Source organism: Bacteroides nordii (assembly GCF_019930665.1).
GTDB classification, from domain to species: Bacteria; Bacteroidota; Bacteroidia; order Bacteroidales; family Bacteroidaceae; genus Bacteroides; species Bacteroides nordii.
The window spans coordinates 1,296,240-1,317,979 of record NZ_CP082886.1 but is presented as its reverse complement, the minus strand read 5'-3'; the positions used below and the strand labels follow the sequence as shown (position 1 = coordinate 1,317,979).

25 protein-coding genes and 1 pseudogene are annotated in these 21,740 nt (G+C 46.2%); 13 read left to right on the top strand and 13 right to left on the bottom strand.

The window, feature by feature from the left end; genetic code table 11:
* The first annotated feature begins 260 nt into the window (after positions 1-260).
* From K8P02_RS05040 to K8P02_RS04985, 12 genes are all read left to right on the top strand, one after another.
* Positions 261-2,084, top strand: coding sequence for a reverse transcriptase/maturase family protein (locus tag K8P02_RS05040; RefSeq protein WP_005680466.1), 1,824 nt, complete (start codon positions 261-263; stop codon positions 2,082-2,084).
* Positions 2,085-2,350: 266 nt separating this feature from the next.
* Positions 2,351-2,731, top strand: coding sequence for a DUF3876 domain-containing protein (locus tag K8P02_RS05035; protein WP_004348448.1), 381 nt, complete (start codon positions 2,351-2,353; stop codon positions 2,729-2,731).
* Between the two features lie 23 nt (positions 2,732-2,754).
* Positions 2,755-3,384 carry a DUF4141 domain-containing protein gene (locus K8P02_RS05030; protein ID WP_002560978.1) on the top strand — a complete coding sequence of 210 codons (630 nt, stop codon included), beginning with the start codon at positions 2,755-2,757 and terminating at the stop codon, positions 3,382-3,384.
* Positions 3,385-3,388: 4 nt separating this feature from the next.
* Positions 3,389-4,393, top strand: a complete 1,005-nt coding sequence (gene traJ / locus K8P02_RS05025) for a conjugative transposon protein TraJ (RefSeq protein ID WP_002560977.1) — start codon at positions 3,389-3,391, stop codon at positions 4,391-4,393.
* 31 nt (positions 4,394-4,424) lie between these two features.
* A complete protein-coding gene (traK, locus tag K8P02_RS05020) occupies positions 4,425-5,048 on the top strand; it encodes a conjugative transposon protein TraK (RefSeq protein ID WP_004348447.1) in 624 nt (207 codons plus the stop codon).
* 39 nt (positions 5,049-5,087) lie between these two features.
* Positions 5,088-5,375: a TraL conjugative transposon family protein gene (locus tag K8P02_RS05015; protein ID WP_004348446.1), complete on the top strand. Its 288-nt coding sequence runs from the start codon at positions 5,088-5,090 to the stop codon at positions 5,373-5,375.
* Positions 5,356-6,702 carry a conjugative transposon protein TraM gene (gene traM, locus K8P02_RS05010; RefSeq protein WP_004348445.1) on the top strand — a complete coding sequence of 449 codons (1,347 nt, stop codon included), beginning with the start codon at positions 5,356-5,358 and terminating at the stop codon, positions 6,700-6,702. The genes K8P02_RS05015 and traM overlap by 20 nt, the downstream gene beginning before the upstream one ends.
* 48 nt (positions 6,703-6,750) lie before the next feature.
* The gene (traN, locus tag K8P02_RS05005; protein WP_004348444.1) at positions 6,751-7,740 is read left to right on the top strand and encodes a conjugative transposon protein TraN; all 990 of its coding nucleotides are present in this window, start codon (positions 6,751-6,753) and stop codon (positions 7,738-7,740) included.
* 2 nt (positions 7,741-7,742) lie between these two features.
* Entirely contained in the window at positions 7,743-8,318 is a 576-nt protein-coding gene (locus K8P02_RS05000) for a conjugal transfer protein TraO (protein WP_004348443.1), read from the top strand.
* Between the two features lie 7 nt (positions 8,319-8,325).
* Positions 8,326-9,195, top strand: coding sequence for a toprim domain-containing protein (locus tag K8P02_RS04995; protein WP_004348442.1), 870 nt, complete (start codon positions 8,326-8,328; stop codon positions 9,193-9,195).
* 28 nt (positions 9,196-9,223) lie between these two features.
* Positions 9,224-9,727: a DUF3872 domain-containing protein gene (locus K8P02_RS04990; protein ID WP_004348441.1), complete on the top strand. Its 504-nt coding sequence runs from the start codon at positions 9,224-9,226 to the stop codon at positions 9,725-9,727.
* The gene (locus tag K8P02_RS04985; protein ID WP_004348440.1) at positions 9,724-10,251 is read left to right on the top strand and encodes a glycoside hydrolase family protein; all 528 of its coding nucleotides are present in this window, start codon (positions 9,724-9,726) and stop codon (positions 10,249-10,251) included. Before K8P02_RS04990 ends, K8P02_RS04985 begins: the two co-directional genes overlap by 4 nt.
* 297 nt (positions 10,252-10,548) lie before the next feature.
* On the opposite strand, the gene K8P02_RS04980 is transcribed toward K8P02_RS04985, so the two are convergent.
* The 9 genes and pseudogenes from K8P02_RS04980 to K8P02_RS04940 all read right to left on the bottom strand — a co-directional run bounded on the left by K8P02_RS04980 (position 10,549) and on the right by K8P02_RS04940 (position 15,120).
* On the bottom strand, positions 10,549-11,619 hold the full coding sequence (locus K8P02_RS04980) for a hypothetical protein (protein WP_004348439.1): 1,071 nt from the start codon (positions 11,617-11,619) through the stop codon (positions 10,549-10,551).
* 159 nt (positions 11,620-11,778) lie between these two features.
* Positions 11,779-12,087, bottom strand: coding sequence for a hypothetical protein (locus K8P02_RS04975; RefSeq protein ID WP_004348438.1), 309 nt, complete (start codon positions 12,085-12,087; stop codon positions 11,779-11,781).
* A 52-nt stretch (positions 12,088-12,139) separates the two neighbouring features.
* On the bottom strand, positions 12,140-12,385 hold the full coding sequence (locus tag K8P02_RS04970) for a DUF6956 domain-containing protein (protein WP_004348437.1): 246 nt from the start codon (positions 12,383-12,385) through the stop codon (positions 12,140-12,142).
* Positions 12,382-12,612 carry a DUF3873 domain-containing protein gene (locus K8P02_RS04965; RefSeq protein ID WP_007487606.1) on the bottom strand — a complete coding sequence of 77 codons (231 nt, stop codon included), beginning with the start codon at positions 12,610-12,612 and terminating at the stop codon, positions 12,382-12,384. The genes K8P02_RS04970 and K8P02_RS04965 overlap by 4 nt, the downstream gene beginning before the upstream one ends.
* Before the next feature lie 19 nt (positions 12,613-12,631).
* Entirely contained in the window at positions 12,632-12,889 is a 258-nt protein-coding gene (locus K8P02_RS04960) for a hypothetical protein (protein ID WP_007487603.1), read from the bottom strand.
* 24 nt (positions 12,890-12,913) lie between these two features.
* Positions 12,914-14,245: pseudogene (locus K8P02_RS04955) on the bottom strand (PcfJ domain-containing protein).
* Positions 14,242-14,658, bottom strand: coding sequence for a PcfK-like family protein (locus tag K8P02_RS04950; RefSeq protein ID WP_007487599.1), 417 nt, complete (start codon positions 14,656-14,658; stop codon positions 14,242-14,244). The pseudogene K8P02_RS04955 and the gene K8P02_RS04950 overlap by 4 nt, the downstream one beginning before the upstream one ends.
* Before the next feature lie 13 nt (positions 14,659-14,671).
* On the bottom strand, positions 14,672-14,893 hold the full coding sequence (locus tag K8P02_RS04945; RefSeq protein WP_004348431.1) for a hypothetical protein: 222 nt from the start codon (positions 14,891-14,893) through the stop codon (positions 14,672-14,674).
* 11 nt (positions 14,894-14,904) lie between these two features.
* Positions 14,905-15,120 (bottom strand): hypothetical protein, encoded by a 216-nt coding sequence (locus K8P02_RS04940; RefSeq protein ID WP_004348429.1) that lies wholly within the window; start codon positions 15,118-15,120, stop codon positions 14,905-14,907.
* 295 nt (positions 15,121-15,415) lie between these two features.
* Here K8P02_RS04940 and K8P02_RS04935 point away from each other — a divergent pair, with 295 nt between their 5' ends.
* Positions 15,416-15,679, top strand: coding sequence for a hypothetical protein (locus K8P02_RS04935; protein WP_025867979.1), 264 nt, complete (start codon positions 15,416-15,418; stop codon positions 15,677-15,679).
* 566 nt (positions 15,680-16,245) lie between these two features.
* Here K8P02_RS04935 and K8P02_RS04930 read toward each other — a convergent pair.
* The 4 genes from K8P02_RS04930 to K8P02_RS04915 all read right to left on the bottom strand — a co-directional run bounded on the left by K8P02_RS04930 (position 16,246) and on the right by K8P02_RS04915 (position 21,460).
* Positions 16,246-17,451, bottom strand: coding sequence for an OmpA family protein (locus K8P02_RS04930; protein ID WP_007485022.1), 1,206 nt, complete (start codon positions 17,449-17,451; stop codon positions 16,246-16,248).
* Positions 17,452-17,514: 63 nt separating this feature from the next.
* Entirely contained in the window at positions 17,515-18,261 is a 747-nt protein-coding gene (locus K8P02_RS04925; protein WP_007485021.1) for a YjbH domain-containing protein, read from the bottom strand.
* Between the two features lie 42 nt (positions 18,262-18,303).
* On the bottom strand, positions 18,304-20,205 hold the full coding sequence (locus K8P02_RS04920; protein ID WP_007485018.1) for a DUF3869 domain-containing protein: 1,902 nt from the start codon (positions 20,203-20,205) through the stop codon (positions 18,304-18,306).
* Between the two features lie 10 nt (positions 20,206-20,215).
* Entirely contained in the window at positions 20,216-21,460 is a 1,245-nt protein-coding gene (locus tag K8P02_RS04915) for a hypothetical protein (RefSeq protein ID WP_007485016.1), read from the bottom strand.
* Between the last annotated feature and the right edge of the window lie 280 nt (positions 21,461-21,740).

Genomic DNA, 21,740 nt, shown 5'->3' with positions numbered 1-21,740 from the left:
CATAAACTTACCGCAAGGCAACTACCATAAGTAGTAAAGGACGAAAGTCGTATCCGACAATCTATCGAGCCAAATAGTCGTCAAATTTCTAAACGGGGATTGCCTAAACCGGAAAGCCAGTTGTAGGGCTATGGGGTCTGCCCCTGAATATCCGGCATGGCAACGGAGCTTCCATAGTAGTCTGAGCAGGGTAACGCCCTGTACATGGCGAAGGGGAGCAGCTAATTAAGTTTAACAATTTAAAGGAAGATGTGAGAGACATGAGAAATCCAGAAAATGTGTTGAACAGTCTGAGTAAACACAGCGGTAACTTGAACTATAAGTTTGAGCGGCTGTATAGAGTGCTGTTTAACGAGGAAATGTTTTATGTAGCCTATCAGAATATTTACAGCAAGACAGGCAACATGACGGCAGGAGCCGATGGTAAAACCATTGACGGAATGAGTATTGACCGAGTTGAACAACTGATTGGCAGTCTTAAAAATGAGACTTATCAGCCTAATCCGTCCAAAAGGACGTACATACCTAAGAAAAACGGGAAAAAACGTCCGCTTGGCATACCCTCTTTTGATGATAAGCTGGTACAGGAAGTAGTCAGAATGATACTTGAAGCAATCTATGAAGGTAGTTTTGAACATACTTCACATGGGTTTCGTCCCAAACGAAGTTGTCATACTGCTCTTATAGATATACAAAAGACATTCACTGCCGTGAAATGGTTTATTGAAGGCGATATTAAAGGATTCTTCGACAATATCAATCATGACGTACTGATTAATATTCTTCGGGAACGTATCGCCGACGAGAGATTTTTGCGGCTTATCAGAAAATTCCTGAATGCCGGATATGTGGAAGACTGGGTATTTCATAGAACGTACAGTGGAACTCCGCAAGGCGGGATTATCAGCCCAATACTGGCTAACATCTACCTTGACAAGTTCGACAAGTACATCAAGGAATACATCAATCGGTTCAATAAAGGGGTAACAAGAAAAGGCGACGCTCGATACAAGCTCTACGAACAGCGAAGATACCGACTGGCAAAGAAACTAAAGAATGAGAAAGATGTAAAGGTAAGGAAACAGATGACCGCCGAAATTAAGCGGCTACGAGAAGAACGGAACAACTATCCGGCACGTAATGAAATGGACAGCAGTATCAAACGGTTAAAATACGTGAGATACGCAGATGACTTTCTGATTGGAATTACCGGTAATCTTGAAGACTGCAAAACAGTAAAAGAGGATATTAAGAATTATTTGAATGAAGCTCTTAAACTGGAACTGTCAGACGAAAAGACACTGATAACCAATGCGCAGAAACCAGCGAAATTTCTCGGATATGACGTATTTATACGTAGGTGTAACGATTTACGTAAGGATAAGTACGGTAAAACGGTTCGTGCATTCGGACACAAGCCTGTATTGTACCTGAATTTTGAAACGATGCGGAAGAAACTCTTTGATTATAAAGCCGCAAGAATCGCGGTCGTCAATGGCAAAGAGGTTTGGAAATCCATCGTCAGAACGTACATGCTGAACTTGGATGACTTGGAAATAGTCAGTCAGTTCAATGCCGAAATCCGAGGGTTCTATAATTACTACTCAATAGCCAATAACAGCTATGTCATCAATTCTTTCTATCACATTATGTCATACAGCATGTATAAGGTATTTGCGAACAAATACAAATCATCTGTAAAGAAAATACTTCTGAAATATAAAAAGAACAAGGTTTTCCAAGTGGCATATGAAAATAGCAAGGGTAAGACACTTTACCAATCATTTTATCATGATGGTTTCAAACGCAAAAAGGTTGCAGGGAATATTTACTGTGACACTATTCCACGGACAGTTTCCATAACAGGTGGACGTAACAGCCTTATGGAAAGGCTGAAGCTCCAAGTTTGCGAATTATGCGGTGCTACCGATAAACTCGAAATGCATCACGTTCGCAAACTTAAAGACCTGAAAGGTAAATCCGACTGGGAAAAGAAAATGATAGCTCGAAGACGAAAAACTTTGGCTGTCTGCTCAAAGTGTCATGCAAAAATAGATCCCGACCGAAGAATCAGACTGAATTAATTAGTGGAGAGCCGGATACAGGGAGACTTGTAAGTCCGGTTCGGAGGCGAGTACTCGGAAACCTACCATAGAAATATGACAAGGCGCTGGGTGCTTAGCCTACGCGTACACCACCGAGGAAACGGAGAAAGTGGAGGTTTACCATCTGGCGGAGAAGTTGGGCGGCGACATCGAAGCCGCCATCCGGCAACTTGCCGAGAAGCGGAGAAACAAGGAAACAACCAACAATTAAAAATGAATTTATCAACGAAAAAAGAAAAATGCGTATGAATTTACAGACAGTGAAAATGCTGCAAGTCAGCAAGTGTCTGATCGGATTGGCGGTCATGATGCTGCAATCCTGCGACGTGGCCGACAACCTCCGTGATATGCTGTGCGGGAACTGGGAGAGCGTGGAGGGGAAGCCCGATGTGCTTATCTACAAGGAGGGCGAAGCCTACAAGGTGACGGTGTTCCGCCGGAGCGGTCTGCGCCGCAAGCTGAAACCGGAAACCTATCTCTTGCAGGAGGAAAACGGCAACCTGTTCATGAACACCGGCTTCCGCATCGACGTGTCCTACAACGAGGCCACGGACGTGCTGACCTTCTCGCCGGGCGGCGACTATGTGCGGGTGAAACCGCAGCCGGGACACCCGACAGAAGAATAACAACCACTAAAATCCAAAGTAACATGAGAACAAGAATAACAATGATTATCTGCCTGTGCCTGCTTTTCGCAGGCAGGGCAAGCGCACAGTGGGTCGTAAGCGATCCGGGCAATCTGGCGCAGGGTATCATCAATGCCTCCAAAAACATCATCCATACCTCCAAGACTGCCACGAACATGGTGAGCAACTTTCAGGAAACGGTGAAAATCTATCAGCAGGGCAAAAAGTATTACGATGCCCTCAAATCGGTGAACAATCTCGTCAAGGACGCCCGCAAGGTGCAGCAGACCATCCTGATGGTAGGCGACATCACCGACATTTATGTAAACAGTTTCCAAAGGATGCTCCGTGATGGAAATTTCAGACCAGAAGAGCTGTCGGCAATCGCTTTCGGTTACACGAAACTGCTGGAAGAGAGCAACGAAGTGTTGACGGAACTGAAGAATGTGGTGAACATCACCACGCTCTCCATGACCGACAAGGAGCGCATGGACGTGGTGGAACGCTGCTACTCCAAAATGAAGCGTTACCGCAACCTTGTGAGCTATTACACCAACAAGAACATCTCCGTGAGTTATCTGCGTGCAAAGAAAAAGAACGACCTCGACCGCATCATGGGGCTGTACGGGAACATGAACGAAAGATACTGGTAAGCCTATGGAGTTCGATAACCTTCATCAGATTTTACGCTCACTTTATGAGCAGATGATGCCGCTATGTGGGGACATGGCGGGTGTGGCGAAAGGCATCGCCGGGCTGGGTGCGCTGTTCTACGTCGCCTACCGGGTATGGCAGTCGCTGGCGAGAGCCGAACCGATAGACGTATTCCCGATGCTCCGTCCTTTTGCCATCGGTCTGTGCATCATGTTCTTCCCGACTGTGGTGCTGGGCACGATAAACAGCATCCTCTCACCCGTTGTACAGGGCACGGCAAAGATGCTGGAGGCGGAAACGCTGGACATGAACCGATACAGGGAGCAGAAGGACAAGCTGGAATACGAGGCGATGGTGCGCAACCCCGAAACCGCCTACCTCGTGTCCAACGAGGAATTTGACAAGCAACTGGAGGAACTCGGCTGGTCGCCCTCCGACATGGTGACGATGGCGGGAATGTATATCGACCGGGGAATGTACAATATGAAGAAGAGCATCCGCGACTTCTTCCGCGAGATACTGGAACTGCTGTTCCAAGCCGCCGCCCTCGTGATAGACACCGTCCGCACCTTCTTTCTCGTGGTGCTGGCGATACTCGGTCCGATAGCCTTCGCCCTGTCGGTATGGGACGGTTTCCAAAGCACGCTCACGCAGTGGATATGCCGCTACATACAGGTCTATCTGTGGCTTCCGGTGTCGGACATGTTCAGCACCATACTGGCGAAGATACAGGTGCTGATGCTGCAAAGCGACATCGAGCGGATGCAGGCAGACCCGAACTTCTCGCTGGATTCGAGCGACGGGGTGTATATCGTGTTCCTCTGCATCGGCATCATCGGCTACTTCACCATTCCCACCGTTGCCGGCTGGATTATCCAAGCCGGAGGCATGGGCGGTTACGGTCGCAACGTGAACCAGATGGCGGGACGAGCCGGAAGCATGGCGGGCAGCGTGGCGGGTGCAGCCGCAGGAAACGTGGTCGGACGTGCCGGGAAACTGCTGAAATAATCAACTGACAATTAAAAACGAATAAACAACAATGGAATTTAAGTCACTTAAAAACATCGAATCATCGTTCAGGCAGATACGCCTGTTCGGTATCGTCTTCCTCTCGCTGTGCGCCGTGGTGACGGTGTGGAGCGTGTGGAACTCCTACCGTTTCGCGGAGAAGCAACGGGAGAAAATCTATGTGTTGGACAACGGCAAATCGCTGATGCTTGCGCTGTCGCAGGATCTGTCGCAGAACCGTCCAGCGGAGGCACGGGAGCATGTGCGCCGCTTCCACGAGCTTTTCTTCACGCTGTCACCTGAAAAAAGCGCGATTGAACACAACGTAAAACGTGCCTTGCTGCTGGCAGACAAGAGCGTGTACCACTATTATTCGGACTTCGCCGAGAAGGGGTACTACAACCGCATCATCGCCGGGAACATCAACCAAGTGTTGAAGGTGGACAGCGTGGTGTGTGACTTCAACGCCTATCCCTACCGTGCCGTGACTTACGCCACGCAGAAAATCATCCGGCAGAGCAACGTCACCGAGCGCAGCCTCGTGACTACCTGCCGCCTGCTGAACGCATCGCGGTCGGACGACAACCCCAATGGCTTCACCATCGAGGGCTTCACCATCATCGAGAACAAGGATTTACAGACAATCAAACGGTAACGGATTATGAAACGGAAAGTAAAAAGTATCAGAAAAACAATGTGGGGCGCATACTGGAAGCTCCACGACAAACGGAAACGGCTGGTGGCAAGGCTCAAAGGGTATTTGGACGGTTTGCCGCCGGAAACACGCCGCCGCATCATGCTGGGGATGCTCGCCGCCTTCGCGGTGCTTGCCCTCTATACCTTCGGCAGAGCCGTCTATGACATCGGCAGAAACGACGGCTCACGCATGGAAACGGGACACGCCGGACGGGTGGAACTGCCGACCCCGGTGGAAACAGACAATCACTTAACACCTTATTCATATGGAACAGACGAAGAATGAACCGACGAAAGAGAACAAAGCCGCTCCCGACACGGGAAAGCCGAAAAAGGGGCGCGAACCGCTGACAGAGGCTCAGCGGCTGAAACGGCAGAAGATGATCGTGTTGCCCGCTATGGTGCTGGTCTTCATTGGGGCGATGTGGCTGATATTCGCCCCGTCCTCCGGCAAGGAACAACCGCCGGGAACGGACGGATACAACACCGAAATGCCCGACGCTGACAAGGCGAACAAGCAGATTATCGGCGACAAGTTGAAAGCCTACGAGCATGGGGAGATGGAAGAGCGTCAGGAGAGCCGCAACCGTACCATCGGGCAGTTGAGCGACATGTTCGACCGCGAGATAGCGGGAACGGAGGACGGAACGAACTTCGACCTCGCCAATCCGGGCGGCAAGGAGGAAAAGGCACAGCCTGCCGCACCGCAGACTATCCAATCCTCCGCTGCCGCCTACCGTGACCTGAACGCCACCCTCGGCAACTTCTACGAACAGCCGAAGAACGACAATGCCGAGATGGATGAGCTGTTGGAGCGCATCGCCTCGCTGGAATCGGAACTGGAAAGCGAAAAAGGCAGGACTTCATCTATGGACGAACAGGTGGCACTTATGGAGAAGTCCTATGAGCTGGCGGCAAAGTACATGGGCGGTCAGAACGGAGGAAAGCCGGAACAGGCGGCAGAGCCTTCCACCGTGCAGAAGGGAAAGAAGAACACGGCGACACCCGTAAGGCAAGTGACCCGCCAAATCGTTTCCTTCCTTGCACAGCCCATGAGCAACGCGGAGTTTGTCGCCACCTTCTCGCAGGAACGCAACCGGGGGTTCAACACGGCTGTCGGCACTACAGAGGTATCGGACCGGAACACCATACCGGCGTGTGTGCATGGGGCGCAGAGCGTGACGGATGGGCAGACAGTAAGGCTTCGCCTGCTGGAGCCTATGGCGGTGGCGGGCAGGACAATCCCCCGCAATGCGGTGGTGGTCGGCACGGGCAAGATACAGGGGGAACGGCTCGACATCGAGATTACCTCGCTGGAATATGACGGTACGATTATCCCCGTGGAGCTTGCGGTCTATGACACGGACGGACAGCCCGGCATCTTCATCCCGAACTCGATGGAGATGAACGCCGTCAGGGAGGTCGCCGCCAACATGGGAGGTTCGTTGGGTAGCAGCATCAACATCTCCACCAATGCCGGGGCGCAGCTCGCCTCCGACTTGGGCAAGGGGCTGATACAAGGCACAAGCCAGTACATAGCCAAGAAAATGCGAACCGTAAAGGTGCATCTGAAAGCCGGGTACAGGGTTATGCTCTATCAGGAAAAGGACTGAAAACAATAATCAATCAAAAAAACATTTACCACTAAAAATCCAAAAGTAATGAGAAAAGTAATCATCATGTTTGCCCTCGCTATGGGCATCGCATCTGCCCACGCGCAGGAGAATGTAACCGTTGAAACAACCAACGGAAGTAATGAACAGCCGACCTTGACAAAGGAGGTCTATCCGCAGAAGGAGGCGGACGGCGACCTGTATCACGGGCTGTCACGCAAGCTGACCTTCGACCGCATGATACCGCCGCACGGTCTGGAAGTGACCTACGACAAGACTGTCCACGTCATCTTTCCGGCGGAGGTGCGCTATGTCGATTTAGGCTCGCCCGACCTGATTGCCGGGAAAGCCGACGGAGCGGAGAACGTCATCCGCGTGAAGGCTACCGTGAGAAATTTTCCCAACGAAACGAATATGTCCGTCATCACGGAAGACGGCAGTTTCTACACCTTCAACGTGAAGTACGCCGCCGAACCGCTGTTGCTCAACGTGGAGATGTGCGACTTCATCCATGACGGCAGCACGGTGAACCGCCCGAACAACGCGCAGGAAATCTATCTGAAAGAGCTGGGCAGCGAAAGCCCGATGCTGGTGCGCCTTATCATGAAGTCCATCCACAAACAGAACAAACGGGAGGTGAAGCATATCGGCTGCAAGCGTTTCGGCATCCAGTATCTTCTCAAAGGCATCTACACGCATAACGGATTGCTCTATTTCCACACGGAGATAAAGAACCAGAGCAACGTGCCTTTCGATGTGGACTATATCACATGGAAAATCGTGGACAAGAAGGTGGCGAAGCGTACCGCCATGCAGGAGCAGATCATCCTGCCGCTCCGAGCGCAGAACTACGCCACCCTCGTGCCGGGCAAGAAAAGTGAACGCACGGTCTTCACGATGGCTAAGTTCACCATCCCCGACGACAAATGCCTTGTGGTGGAACTGAACGAGAAGAACGGCGGCCGTCACCAGTCCTTCGTGATTGAGAACGAGGATTTGGTACGCGCGGGTACCATCAACGAACTTCAAGTACGCTGACCATGAGAAAGTACATCGCAATAATCATCGCGTCGCTTGCCCTTTTCACGGGGCAGGCGCACGCCCAGCGATGCCTGCCGAAAATGCAGGGTATCGAGGTGAGGGCGGATATGGCGGATGGCTTTAATCCCGGCGGCAAGGATGGCGGGTACAGTTTCGGGGCGGCACTCTCCACTTACACGAAGAAGGGGAACAAGTGGGTGTTCGGTGGCGAATACCTCCTGAAGAACAACCCCTATAAGGACACCAAGATACCCGTGGCGCAGTTCACGGCGGATGGCGGATATTACTTCAAGATACTGTCGGACGCCCGAAAAATCGTGTTCGTCTATGCTGGGGCTTCGGCTCTCGCCGGATATGAGTCTGTGAATTGGGGGAAGAAAATGCTGCATGACGGCTCCACGCTGCACGACCGGGACGCCTTCATCTACGGCGGCGCGCTGACGCTCGATGTGGAATGCTACGTGGCAGACCGTATAGCCCTGCTTGCCAATCTGCGGGAGCGTTGCCTTTGGGGTGGCGACACGCGGAAGTTTCACACGCAGTTCGGGGTCGGTATCAAGTTCATCATCAACTGACACGGGCATGGAAAGGACGGAAATAGATGCTGTCAGAAGGATGCCGCTTGCGGATTTTCTCGCACGGCTGGGGCATGAGCCTGTTAGAAGGAGCGGTAACGAGCTGTGGTATCTTGCCCCGTACAGGGGCGAGCGCACACCCTCTTTCCGTGTGAACGTGGCGAAACAGCTCTGGTACGACTTCGGTTTGGGCAAGGGCGGCGACATCTTCACGCTTGCCGGGGAGTTTCTGCAAAGCGATGACTTTAGGACGCAGGCGAAGTTCATAGCGGAAGCCGCCAACATGACGGTGACCGGATGGGAAAAACCCGCCTATCTCCCGAAGCCGATTGAACCCGTCTTTGAGGATGTGGAGGCAGTTCCGTTGTTTCGTTCACCGCTGACGGAGTATCTGGCAGAACGGGGCATCCCTTACGCCATCGCATCCCGTCACTGTTGCCGTCTTAACTACGGCGTTCGTGGGAAACGGTATTTTGCCGTCGGCTTCCCGAACATGGCAGGTGGCTATGAAGTCAGAAGCCGATATTTCAAGGGTTGCATCCCGCCAAAAGATATGTCTTTGGTAATGGCTAAAGAAATTCCGGCTGACGAATGCCTCGTGTTCGAGGGCTTCATGGACTTCCTTTCTGCGGTGACGCTTGGCGTAACCGGTAACGCTGACTGCCTTGTGCTGAACTCCGTCGCCAACGTGGAGAAGGCGGCGGGATTGCTGGACGGCTACGGGCGCATCGACTGTTTCCTTGACCGTGACGAAGCCGGACGGCGGACGCTTGCCGCACTTGTGGGGCGATACGGGGAGCGTGTCACCGACCGTTCCTCCCTCTATGACGGTTGCAAGGACTTGAACAAGTACCTGCAACTGACAACGAAAAATTAAAAAACAACCATCTAAAAATCGAAGAACAATGAACATACTGAACAACAGAAACAAGAGAACATCCATCTTCAAGGCGGTGGCGTTATGCCTGATAGCCGCCGTGTCATTCACCCTCGTATCGTGCGACGACGACATGGACATTCAACAGTCCTATCCCTTCACGGTGGAGGTCATGCCCGTGCCGAACAAGGTGACAAAGGGGCAGACGGTGGAAATCCGCTGTGAGCTGAAAAAGAAGGGCGACTTCGCTAACACGCTTTACACTATCCGCTATTTTCAGTTTGAGGGAGAAGGAAAGTTGAAAATGGACAACGGCATCACCTTCCTGCCCAACGACCGCTACCTGCTGGAGAACGGGAAGTTCCGTCTGTACTACACGGCGGAGGGTGAAGAAGCACACAACTTCATCGTGGTGGTGGAGGACAACTTCGGCAACTCCTTCGAGTTGGAATTTGACTTCAACAACCGGAATGTAAAGGATGACGGTTTGACCATCGTTCCCATCGGCAACTTCAGCCCCTTGTTGAAATGATGCGTGTATTCATGATAATGCTCTGTTCGCTTCTGGCGGTCTGTTCCGTATCTGCACGGACCAGCCGCCAAGAGGAAACGGACGGGCAGGCGGCAATCTACCGTCTGCCACTTATGGAACGGGCTTTTTTATGCTGTCGCTATTTTGAGGGCTGGCACTCAGAAAAACACCATCCATACGTGGGTTGGGGTCACAAACTTTTGCCAAACGAGAAGTATTCAGCACGAACCATGACAAAATGGGACGCGGATGAACTTTTGCGGAAAGACCTGCGCAAATTTGTCGCCATGTTCCGTAAATTCGGAGTTGATTCGACTTTGCTTGGCACGTTAGCTTACAATGTGGGACCGGCGAAGCTGTTAGGCAGCAAGACACTCCCCAAAAGTACCTTAATCAAGAAATTGGAAGCTGGCGACAGGAACATTTACCGTGAGTATATCGCCTTCTGCAACTACAAGGGTAAACGCCACGCCATGCTGCTCAAACGGAGAAAAGCGGAGTTTGCGCTGTTGTATATCCCATAAATGTAAATAGACAAAAGAACCTCCGATGAAACCACAACTTCATCGGAGGTTTTCCGGTTTGTTAAAATTGAATTTTTACTTCTTTCTCTTTAATATGTATCACATCTCCCATAATCGTCATAGGGCACATTTTCCCATTCCAAGGTTCATCATAACATTCATCTTTATCATACTTTTCTTTTTCACAAAACGAATGCAATGGGCATACATAACCATATTTGTGCAATCTCGTTAAATATGAAAATAATGCATTGTGCCCTATTAGTGCCAACATATCATCAGATAATTTTTCGGAATCTATTGAGGATGAAGGTGTGGATTAAAATCGCCACTGTCTGTATAGCTATAAGGCATTCCTAAAAAATCTATTAACGTTTTAATTCGTTCCTTAGATAAGGGTTGGTAATCAGTAATCAAAGTTAAGATAGGAACAAATCCTTTGGCAGGACGAATTCGTTCCAAAACTTCGCCAATATAATCGATTCCGACTCGGACACTTTTAAAAAAGACTTGTTTGAATGTGTCTATAAGAGTATCAAAAAAGTCACAAACTGACATTGCTTTTCCCTTGATGTATATTTTATCTTCATTGACGAACCGTTCAAACAATTCTATTGCAGATAAATCCGGATTTTCATTCGCGTATGCTAAGTTATCTATTAGAACTTCAGCAGGAGAAAGGCTAAACAAAGATATATAGCAAATAGTTATCAGTTTTATATTATCAGATGCTATTGCAGAAAAATGTTGTTCTGCAATAATCTTAATTAAATTATATGGGAGGTCAAATTCTTCATGAGTTGCAGTTTCATCTATGAGCATTTGATACAATGCTGCCATACTCTCCTTAATAATGTTAGCACCCAAAACAATGGTTTGTTTTGAACCATCCGTAAAACTGATATCTAATGTTATTATTGGTAAATTTCTATTATTTACCTTTTTATAGTTTCTATGGATGCAAATCCGTTCACTTACATCTATTTTAAAATTATTTCTCCGTGTATCTGAAAGTGGGCAATATCCTGTTCCACATTCTACAATATCCATTTTATTCTTCAATCCTTGAGAATAATCAATATTTAATGGGAGAGTGATAGTAGATGTAGCATTTTCTACAAAAGCATATGTTTCCGCCATTATATTATATCGAACCATACTATCATATAGTCCCCACGGAGTTGATACATTTTGAAGAAAGTGGATGTATTCATGAACAAGAGTTCCTAATGTTGGGACATCAAGTTCATCGATGTTTCCATCAAAAGAATTGTGAATACGAATCTGCATAAACGCCGGCTGATATTCACCTTTACTATTATTTCGTTCTGTTATGATGTGCTTTTGACTTATTGTTAATTCACACATAATATTACTATGATTATGAGTATCAATACTTTTACAAAGATACTCATAATATTTTATATATCGCTAACAAGCGATTGAAACAAAGGTTTCTTTGCTACTTTCTTTGTCCGCCATCATGCTCACTGAAAGAAAGTAGGGCGGCTCTCGCCGCCCCTCCACTCAAAAGCGTGTGTAAAGTCCCGTCACCATCGTGAACATTTCCTCCAACATATCAAAATAGATGCCCTCGTGTATGGCAATGTCCTTTGTTCTGCTCTCGAATGTCTTTTTGCTGAATGTCCTGCGGTAGAAACGCATATTGTAGAGGTCTGCCCCTGCATCATAGATGATGTCAAGGCGGTTGGCACTTGTCTTGTTCCTTGCAAGGCTCATCCGTAAGCCGTTGCCCATATCTATGAAGTCACGGCTTCCCGTCATGGCGGTGAAGCGTCTTCCGCCTATCTGCTGTAATATCGTCTGTGCTATCATATCCGTTGTTTTAGGGTTTTAAGTGTTGGCGGTGCGGACACCGCCAACTTGTTCAAAATTCTCGCATCTCGGCAATGGGTGTCTGTCGTTGCAGCCACTCTTTCACACACTCCATATTATACTCGCTCGTGATGACTGCCGTATGGCTGTCGGTGGCGGTGAAACGTGTGCTTTCGTAATCATCTATCCACCCTTTGAGGGTGTTCGTTCCCCACGCTTGGGCTTCGTCAAAGATACCGTCCAATGCCGTGATAGGTTCGCTGAATTTGACTATCAGCGTTTGATAGGTCGTGTTCATCGGTTGCCCTCCTTTCCCTGCTTTGCGTTCAGCCACTTGTTCCTTGCGGTTCGGCACTCGTCCAATGTGGGTTTGACACAAGCGAACAGTTCTCCGTCCGTATGGCGGTAGTCGTACTGCACAAGTGTCCGCTTGCGTCTGCCGATACCCGATTGGAAACGCTCATATTTCTCCGTACCTGCTTCCGTACAGGTGCTTACTCCGTTGATGGTCATTCGTGTTGCCATAATGTTGCTTTTTAGATGATTAAAAATGTACTGACAGAACTCTGTCCTTCATCACCATTTCGGGGTTGCTCGTGTAGCGTTGATGCAGGTAGAAATGGTGTGAGCCGAAGCCGTAAAGGAAAAACTTGTCAAGTTCGTGCTTCTCGGCAAACTCCTTCACACTCCTTCTCAATCCCTCCTCACTCGTTGTGAGAGTGAGGAGATTTACAAATTCAATGAACATCGTGGGAATTGCATCATCCCACACACAAATCATGCTTTCGATTCTTACTTCCATATCAATGTTGTTTTAGGGTTTATGCTATGCCGCTTTCATCCGCTCACGGATAAGGTTGGCGTTCTTGTTCACAAGGTCTATGATGCGTTCGTGGTATTCGGTGTCTTGGTTGTACTTGCCGTGGCACTGCACCACCTTGAGTGTCCGCAAATCCACCTCTACGGTTTCAATTATCTCACCGCCAATCCTTGCCGAGAGTATGAGGGTGTCGGCTTTCTTGTAGTATTCACTGCCGAACACGCAGATGTTCTGTGCCTTGCCCTCGCTGTAATACTCGTCTATGCTTTCAAGCACCTTGATGATTATTTCCTCGTCCGTGATTACCAATCCGAAGAATTTGGATTTGTTGGCGATGAAATCCTCCGCATCTTTTTCCCTTTGCAGTTGCCGCTGTTGCTCACGCTCACGCCTTTCAATCTCCCAGCGGCGGCGTTGCTCTGCTCATTCCTTCTCGTGTATGGTTTCAATCTTTCGGGTTGCGTTGTCGTGTGCCGCCATGAAATCTTCGGGGCAGATGTTCTTCGGGTTGCGGAGGTCTTGACCGAGTTTGTTGAGCATACGCAAATAGTCGCACCACATGGAGAAGTTGTCTATCAGATACTTGTGACGCTTGGCAATCAGATATGATGCCCAGCATTCATCGGCAGTACGGGCATTGAAAATAAAGTGTTTCATAACCTCAATCTCACCGCCTTTCATAAGGGTTTCAATTCTTGGGTCAGAAAGCAAGGCTTTGAAAAGACGCACGGGGGAAATGCCGTGGAAATCGCCCTTGAAGCCGTTACGTCTGAGTTGAGGTAATACCCTCATTTTGGGATATGCACAGCTTCTTGCCACAACATCATCGTATAGGCTGTTGTGCGGTCTTATCTCCATCGCGCTGCACAATGCCCATACATCGCAGTAATAGAATGTGAAGCCACGGAGCAACGCCATGTCTGTAACCTTACCGTCGGGTGAAATCCAACGCTGCACAACCTCGTGGCAGTAGAATTGCATCGGCTCGCCTTTCCTGCTTTCGCATCTGACCTGCGCCACACGGATTACCTGATAGCCTTTGCAGATGGTTATCACGCTGAAATATTGCGTTTCCTTGTAGATACGTTTGCGTGTGTCCTGCACTTTGAGTTTGGCATGGCATTGGGAACAGGTGCAACCTTCAAGGGTGTCGCATAGTCCACTGTCACTGTGCCACTCGTGACCGCAGTCGGAGCAGGTAATGTTCCCTTTCTTGGTGCGGTAGCCGATATGTTCAACGCAGTGGCGGTATGCCCATTCAATTTGTGTCGTTGATATGGGGCGGAGGTTGGCTGAAAGTCTTGCCACCTCTTTCTGTATCTTGGTCTTCGGTTTCATAAGCCTAAATCAAATAATGAGGGTTGGGGGTGGTTTTCTTTTCTCGCTGACGGTCTGTTGCGGTTCTGCAACTTGCGGAGTTCCTCCTCTTGGTATCTGCGGACTGCATTCTGACGTGCCTCCGCCTTTTCCTCTTCCGTGAGTTCCACAACATGGTTCACCACCACTTGGCAGTTCATAGGTTTGCCCACCTCTATCTCGTTTTCCTCATAGTAGTGGATGGCTTGCCCGAATATCTCTCCGTCCGTGAAGCCGTTGCAACCACTTTTCTGCACATGGTTCAGAATGTGGGTCACGCACTCGTCTATGTTCTTGGCAGGGTTGCGGTACTTCTTCGCAAAGAGCGTATCTTCCTCCGCCCGCTGTTCCAGATACATTTGTATCGTTCTTTTGAAATGGTCTGTTCCTTTCATATCGCTGTCGTTTTTAGATTGTCTGTTTAAGTATCTCTCTCCAATAGGTCGGCTCTACCTCGCTGAGAAGGAAGTCCATGAAGTCCCTCCGTGCGTCTTTGTTTAGTTCGTGGTACAATCTTCGGAACGTTTCAAAATTGCCGTTGATGTACGTTTCCACCATATACACGAAGATGTTGTCCACCTCGTAATATCTGCACTGCTGCGCTACCGTCTTGCTGTTTCTCTTTGTCATGTCGGTAAGGGTTAAAGAGTTAATGACCAAAGGATGAAGCCGAAGTAGGCAATGGTGGAAAGGATAGCCACGATTACACCTATCGCCACTCGGAACACTCCGTTTACAATCTCTCTGATGATGCCCCAAAGGATGCCGAACACCCCGAAGGCGGTGCGCATCATCAAGCCGCATATCGCCAACCCGATGTATTGCGCCACTTGTCTGAAATTTGCCGTTGCTGTCATATCTTCGCTGTTTTTAATTTTTTTGTTTTTTATGCGGATTCAAGAGCTGAGGGAGTTGAGTTTCAAACTATCTTATCTGCCTCTCGTTTATCCGACATTTTTTTTATGCGTCTTTCTGTCGCATCGGTCGTTTTCGTTTCGGGTGCTTGAAAAGGTAGGGATTAGGGAATGCAAGGTTTTTCGGGGAAATACTACCCGAAGGGCTGGAGATTTCCGCAGAAAACAGGAGGCTTGACCTTGCTTTCCCGTCCAATCCCGGAATTACCTTTGCGCCCAGAACGAAAATGACTGACTGATGCGGCTTACTGAAAGGCGCAAAATGGAGGTAAACGAAAACAGAGGCAGATTAGGTAGAAAAAACTTTAGGGGAAAATCCGTAAAAAGAGGAAACCGTCTGAAAGAAAAAGACATCACCGGAAGCGTGAAAAGGGCAAACCACGACAAAGGAAGTATGATTGTTTCCGTTCCGACGGAACTTGTCCAGCCGGGCGGCAACAATCATTCTTCCCGGTTTGTCCGGCTGTGTGTGACCGCCTGTTTCATTCATGGGGCAGGCTGACACACTCTGCATTCACTTTCCGCTTCCGGCAAAAGGGACAGCAAAAAAAGAAAAATCATCTGGTAGCCCGTAAAAGCACCTCTTGGCATAGACGCAAAAGAAAGGGGCATTGCGTCATCAGTCTAAACATCGTTTAGGCGTGAGGCAATGCCCTTTTCTCCGGCTATGCGGTAGTCGGCACACGATTGTTCAAAACTCGTTTTTGGCAATGGTGTTCCGACAAACAAAACCGCTTTTACGGAAAAATCTTATGAATGAGGGGATAAAAAACGGGAGTTTATATCAAAATCTCGAATTAAATAGCTACTTTTGCATAGGAAGAGTTCTTTGAAGGTTACGCAATGCGCAGAAAGATAATGCAGTAGATAACTAACTAAATCGTAACCTATTACTATCAAGAGCAATTAACCTACGCTCATTTCCAATAAATTACACTCTTTTCGTAACTTCATGGTACAAAAATACGATTATTATTTTGATTACATCTCATTGAGGTACAAAAAAAGGACGTCTGCAACAGACGTCCTTTCTCTCATTCAGAGCTTTCGCTCTATAGAACCCATATTTTATTCCAGAATCACTACACGGTTCAGGAAGTTCTTACCGAACATATTGTCAGTTCCACCGAAACCAACCAGTTCAAGCTGATCTTTGCTTACGCCTTCTTTAACAAGTGCGTCGTAAACAGCCTGAGCACGTGCTTCAGACAGTTTCTGATTCCACTTAGAGCTACCGGTTGCCTTGTCAGCATATCCGGCAATCTTGTATTTCTTATCCGGATTAGCCTTCAGGATCTTAGCTGCCAACTGGATGTTAACCATGCCATAGTCGTCAATCTTAGACTTGCCAATCTGGAAGAAAATAGCACGAGGACCGGCTACTTCTACTTCCTTCACAACTTCCTTAGTCACAGGTTTCGCATTAGCCAATGCATTCTTTGCATCTGCTAAATCTGTCTGAGCCTGTGCCAGTTCGTCGCGATATCTGTTCAATTCATCATTGATAGCGCTCTGGTCTACTTTACCTCCTGCAACAAATTTCTTACCGCCGAATGTATAAGTGAAACCAGCTGTTAAGTGCAGATAACCGTCTGTACTTGCACTACTATATGCACCCAAGATAGCAGGAGTCACCTGTCCACGAGCTTCTATATCAATAGCCCATTTAGGGTTGATGTTAAATTTAGCTCCCAAACCGACACTTGCTCCTACAAGCCAACGCAACTCATGATCGTTCGGAGTTGTCTTTGCAGGATCTATCTTAGTTTCATACAAAAGACTTCCGTCAGGCTGAACTACACCTTCACCGGTTGAATATCCGAGCTGCCAGCCATCATAGTTCTTAACGACATTCATAGAAGGACCAACAAAAAGCATTCCTTCGAATACACGTCCAGGTTTGTAACCACAGAACAAATTGGTCAAGTTCAACATTCCGTCCAGGTTGACACCAACATAGTTTTCTTTACGTTTTACCTTGTTACCCGTTTGCAAAAACGGATATGCAGTAAACTGTTTGGATTGCCATCCATAAACCTGTCCACGAAATCCCCAGATAGGATTGATAAATTTACCCACCGATACATTGATCAGCGGAGTAATGGATTTGCTAAATTTGGAATCCGGATTGGTTGAAGCCTGTGCTCCCACTCCAACGCTCACAAAGATATTGTCCTTCCAGTTTTCACTGTAGTACTTCTCTTTTTCCTGAGCAGACACCGAAGCAGCAGTCCCCGCCAACAATAAAGATAATATTACTAACTTATTTTTCATTGTTTTTTGTTTTTAATATTCAACTCTTTTTATTCTTATTCACTTTCATTCCTTGCAACAGCCTTATTTCAGGCAAAACCTGAACATCAACCCACCAGTGAAATACTTCATTTTCTGAAACTCCACCTGCGCATGCAAATGATTGAACAGCAAATAGGTGGCACCCAGTGCAAAATCCTTCGAATCATATTCGGCAATTAACCGCAACTGCGGATGAAAAGACGGATTATATGTAATACCTGCCGCAATTCCATTTAAATGGTAATCTTTTCTCCTATTATATAAATAAGAGAGGTGTACCCCGATTGTCTCTTTCCCCAGTTGAATGTGCTTAGTTGCAGCTAAATAAAAACGGCTGTAATATCCATTTCCACCCGTAGGAGCTACCACTTCACCAGAAGATGTGAACGGATCCGAAGTTCCTATCACCACAGCCGGTGTGTATTTCCAAAACTGGCCTTCCTTTAAAGCACGCAACCGGATTGAGAAATACCGATCCTGATTCGTAAACCCTGTATAACCATAAGGTTTTAGTCCCAATGCTTCGGCTTTGAAAAGCGTACAGGTATATGCTACTTCCAGCCAGGGCATTATAGTTACATTCAGGTAATAATTGTACGTGTGGTAATACCACTTAGGAGGAGTTATCTCCTTATTCATAAAATTGGCACCCAGCATTACTGTTTTATCTTTCTGCATCTCTGCCGAAGGAGCATGCAGCAATCCTGTGGTTCCATAGGTTAATTGAGCTGAAAGCATATATGGTATACTTATAAGCAGTAATACTATGTAAATGCGCTTCTTAGCCATTTCTTCACTTATTTATATTTATATGCTTTCAGCCTATGCTATTTATTCAGCATCAATAATACCACCACCGGAAAGGTTGTCATTTCCATGACCATGGCTATGTCCGTGTCCATGTCCGAATGTATAAGTTTCAATACCTACAATTACATGATCAGCGGTCTTAACAGTTACTGTTACCGGTTTCTCATTGATAGTAAACGTGTAAACAGTAGTCAGATAAACTTGCTGAGTTGTAACTTTTTCAAGGCAAGTCCATGGATCAATTGTTTTATTCTCTTCTCCGGAAACTGTTGTAAAAGGCTCAGCAACAATACCTTTTTCTTCCATATAAGCTTTTATAACAGAAGTAACTACAGCATTTGCTTTACTATCTGTAAATCCAGCAGATGTAGCTGCCTCTTCTATTGAAGATATTTCAGTACCTTTCTTTTGGTTATATTTTACTGTTACTGTAATAGCATTTTCAGTATCATTCTTTTTACCAACTACAGTTTCTACAACAGCATCTTTTACTTCTTCAGAAGTGCCAACAGAGCTTTCGCTATTAATAACAGCTTTAAATTTAGAGAAGTGACTTATATTCATAGTATATACGCCATCACTTCCACGTACAACATCACCTTCTGAATCTCCCCATTTACCATCTTTTTCGTAAACAAGTTTCATTGTACCCAACTGATTAGCCCAAATATCGTTAAACTTAACAGCAATAGGCTCACTAAACTTAATTCCATCAGGAGTACCTTCATATACTCTCATAGCCTCTTCATCCGATGCCTCTTCACCAACCAGACGCTGAATATTAACTTCAACATCTGCAAAATCTACGACTTTACCATCAGGCAATGTAATTGTCGTACCTTTTTTAACTGCAGCAACATCACCATCTGTACCAGCAATTTCAGTATCTTGTCCCGGTACAATCGGAGTAGAGCCTTCCTGAGCATTGGTATTCAAAAGTACACCAAGAGAAGTCATATCATCTGCAAAGTTCTTTGTTACAGTATTTTGACTTCCATCAGTACGCTCATAAGTAACAAACAATTTATAATTTGCAACTTCTTCTTTTTTAACCTTAAAGGCAAAATGACTTGTATTGGTAACAATTGATTCAGGCACATCCACACCGTCTTTAGCCACCCACGCTTTTACAACATTCACCAAATTACCATTAGAAGCATTTGTAAAGTCAGCAAACAGCATTGTATATTCTGTCATATCACCTATTAAAGGCATATATGCAGAAACAACTACCGTAAGATTAGGATCACCTTTTGGTACATATACTTTATTTAAAGAAACCAAAGTAGTGAAATCCTGCAATGTCTTCTGAGCACCTGCAGCCACTTTCTCTACAACATTCAGTGTATAAACACCATATTCAAGATCCTCAAAACCAGCTACTGCTACACCTTCTTTAGTTATTGTAGCTTCGTATCTTGACGGATCAAGCAAAGCCATTGCCTCACCACCATATGCCTGAACTTTTATGTTATACTTAGCAACTTCTTCAGTTACAACAGCATTAGGTTTCAAACCAATTGTTTGAGTATAAACAGCCGACTGTCCGGGTTTTATCGGTGCAACATTTACAGAACGAGTAAATTCCTGATCTTCATTATACCCCTTTACTTTCACTGCAATAACATTAGTTTCCGCTTTCACAGCTACAGTAAAAGAGCCATTAGTCAAGGTTACATCAACATTATTCACTTTTACATAATCTCCGGCTGCAGCATCCAACTTAAGATTCTGCATTGTCGATGCATCAATCACTGTACCATTTAAAGTATAAGTAGCTTCTGGCAATACAGTCTCTCCTATTGGAGCATCCATATCCAAGCCATCGTCTTTATAACATCCGGTTAAAAGAGCCCCAGATAAAGCTACAATAGCCAATGCCATTTTAGCATTAATACCATTAAAAAAACTTTTCTTTTTCATCTCAATAAAATTAAAAATTTAGTAATTCTGATTTAATAAAATATGGGTTAAAACTATTATTCTGCATGATATTCTCACCAGGACTCGTTCTGTATCCTTTATAATAATACCGTTCATTTCCTGCATTATAGGCTATCCCCATGTTTTTAGACGGAGTCACACGTGGAATATACCCCTTACGTTTGTACCTATATGGCGGAAGAGCAACCTGGAAGCGAAAACCTCCATTAGCCCTCACTCCTTCTGCTTTCATAGCATAAAAGCCTATAGACGTATATCGAAAATGCCTTATTATATCAAGACGTACCCCTTTCTCACCTAATAAATATTGCTCGGCCTTCAAAGTGGTCTGCAAATTAAACTGGGGCCAATAAAAACTGCCCCCAATACTCCACGTAAGCCTTTGTTTGCTTCCATATACATATTCAAAACCATCCCAATAATAAGTCCCGGTTGTCCCTATTCGTCCCTCTACACTAAAACGTTCATCCTTGAATGGATGAAACAGCTTCAAATCAACCCCATATCTCCCAGCATTAAAAGTACCAACTGCCAAGGTACCCCATATATTATAAGGTAGCCGAACAGTTTGCTGCAGAGTAAGAAATCCCGGGTGTACTTTACCCGCACGTGTTCCATACCCATCATTATATACCGGAATCACCACTTGCGCAGTCAACTTCATCCCTTTCCAAAACGAAACTTCAATAGCCGGAGACAAATTAAACAGCACTTGATAAATCTGAGTTATTACCAAATTCTTTAATGATAACTCAGGGTATATTGTAACATCCACTTTAAATAGTGAACTATTTTTTTTCTTTCCTTTAACCTGTTTTCTCCAGTTTTTTCCAAGGTTATAGCTAACTTCCCAGTCTTTCCGATCAACCTCAGAAATACTATCAGCAACTGTTGGCTGATAATACAATGATATCTGAGGAACGTTATTGTCCAAAAAAATTAACCGACATGGCTTATTCTGTGGTAAACCCATCCTTTGGACAACGTCAACAGCTTTGCCGATTCCTACTCCATTCAGGCGGTAGGCCGTATTCTCCATCACATAAACACGTTCCTTATCATCTTCATGCCAGCCGACATTCTCAAAACCCATTCCAACTAAAGTGTTAACAGTCTCTTCTCCCGTTTGGCTCATCCCCTTTGAGGAAAGCAAACAGAATAAAAAGATCGCTATACAGCGTATTATATCGCTATTATTTAGGCCTTTCCACATGTAAGAGACTTTATATCCCATTCTTTAGTTTTATCTTAAGTGTCATCTTTATGATGCGAAATACGACGCAAAAATAGGTACATTTTTAATAATACCAAAGAATTTTACACGAAAAATCAAAATATTGTATTATATTTTTTTATTCTTGTTACGGATTTCTCAAAATAGATACCAAATCGGTAATATTCTTTCTGAATGTTACAAAGAATAGCGCTATTTAAGGTGGTTACAACTGTACGAATGAAGGTAAAAATGTAGTTCAATAAAGAAAAGAAAAGAGTATCAATGTTGTCTTTAATTA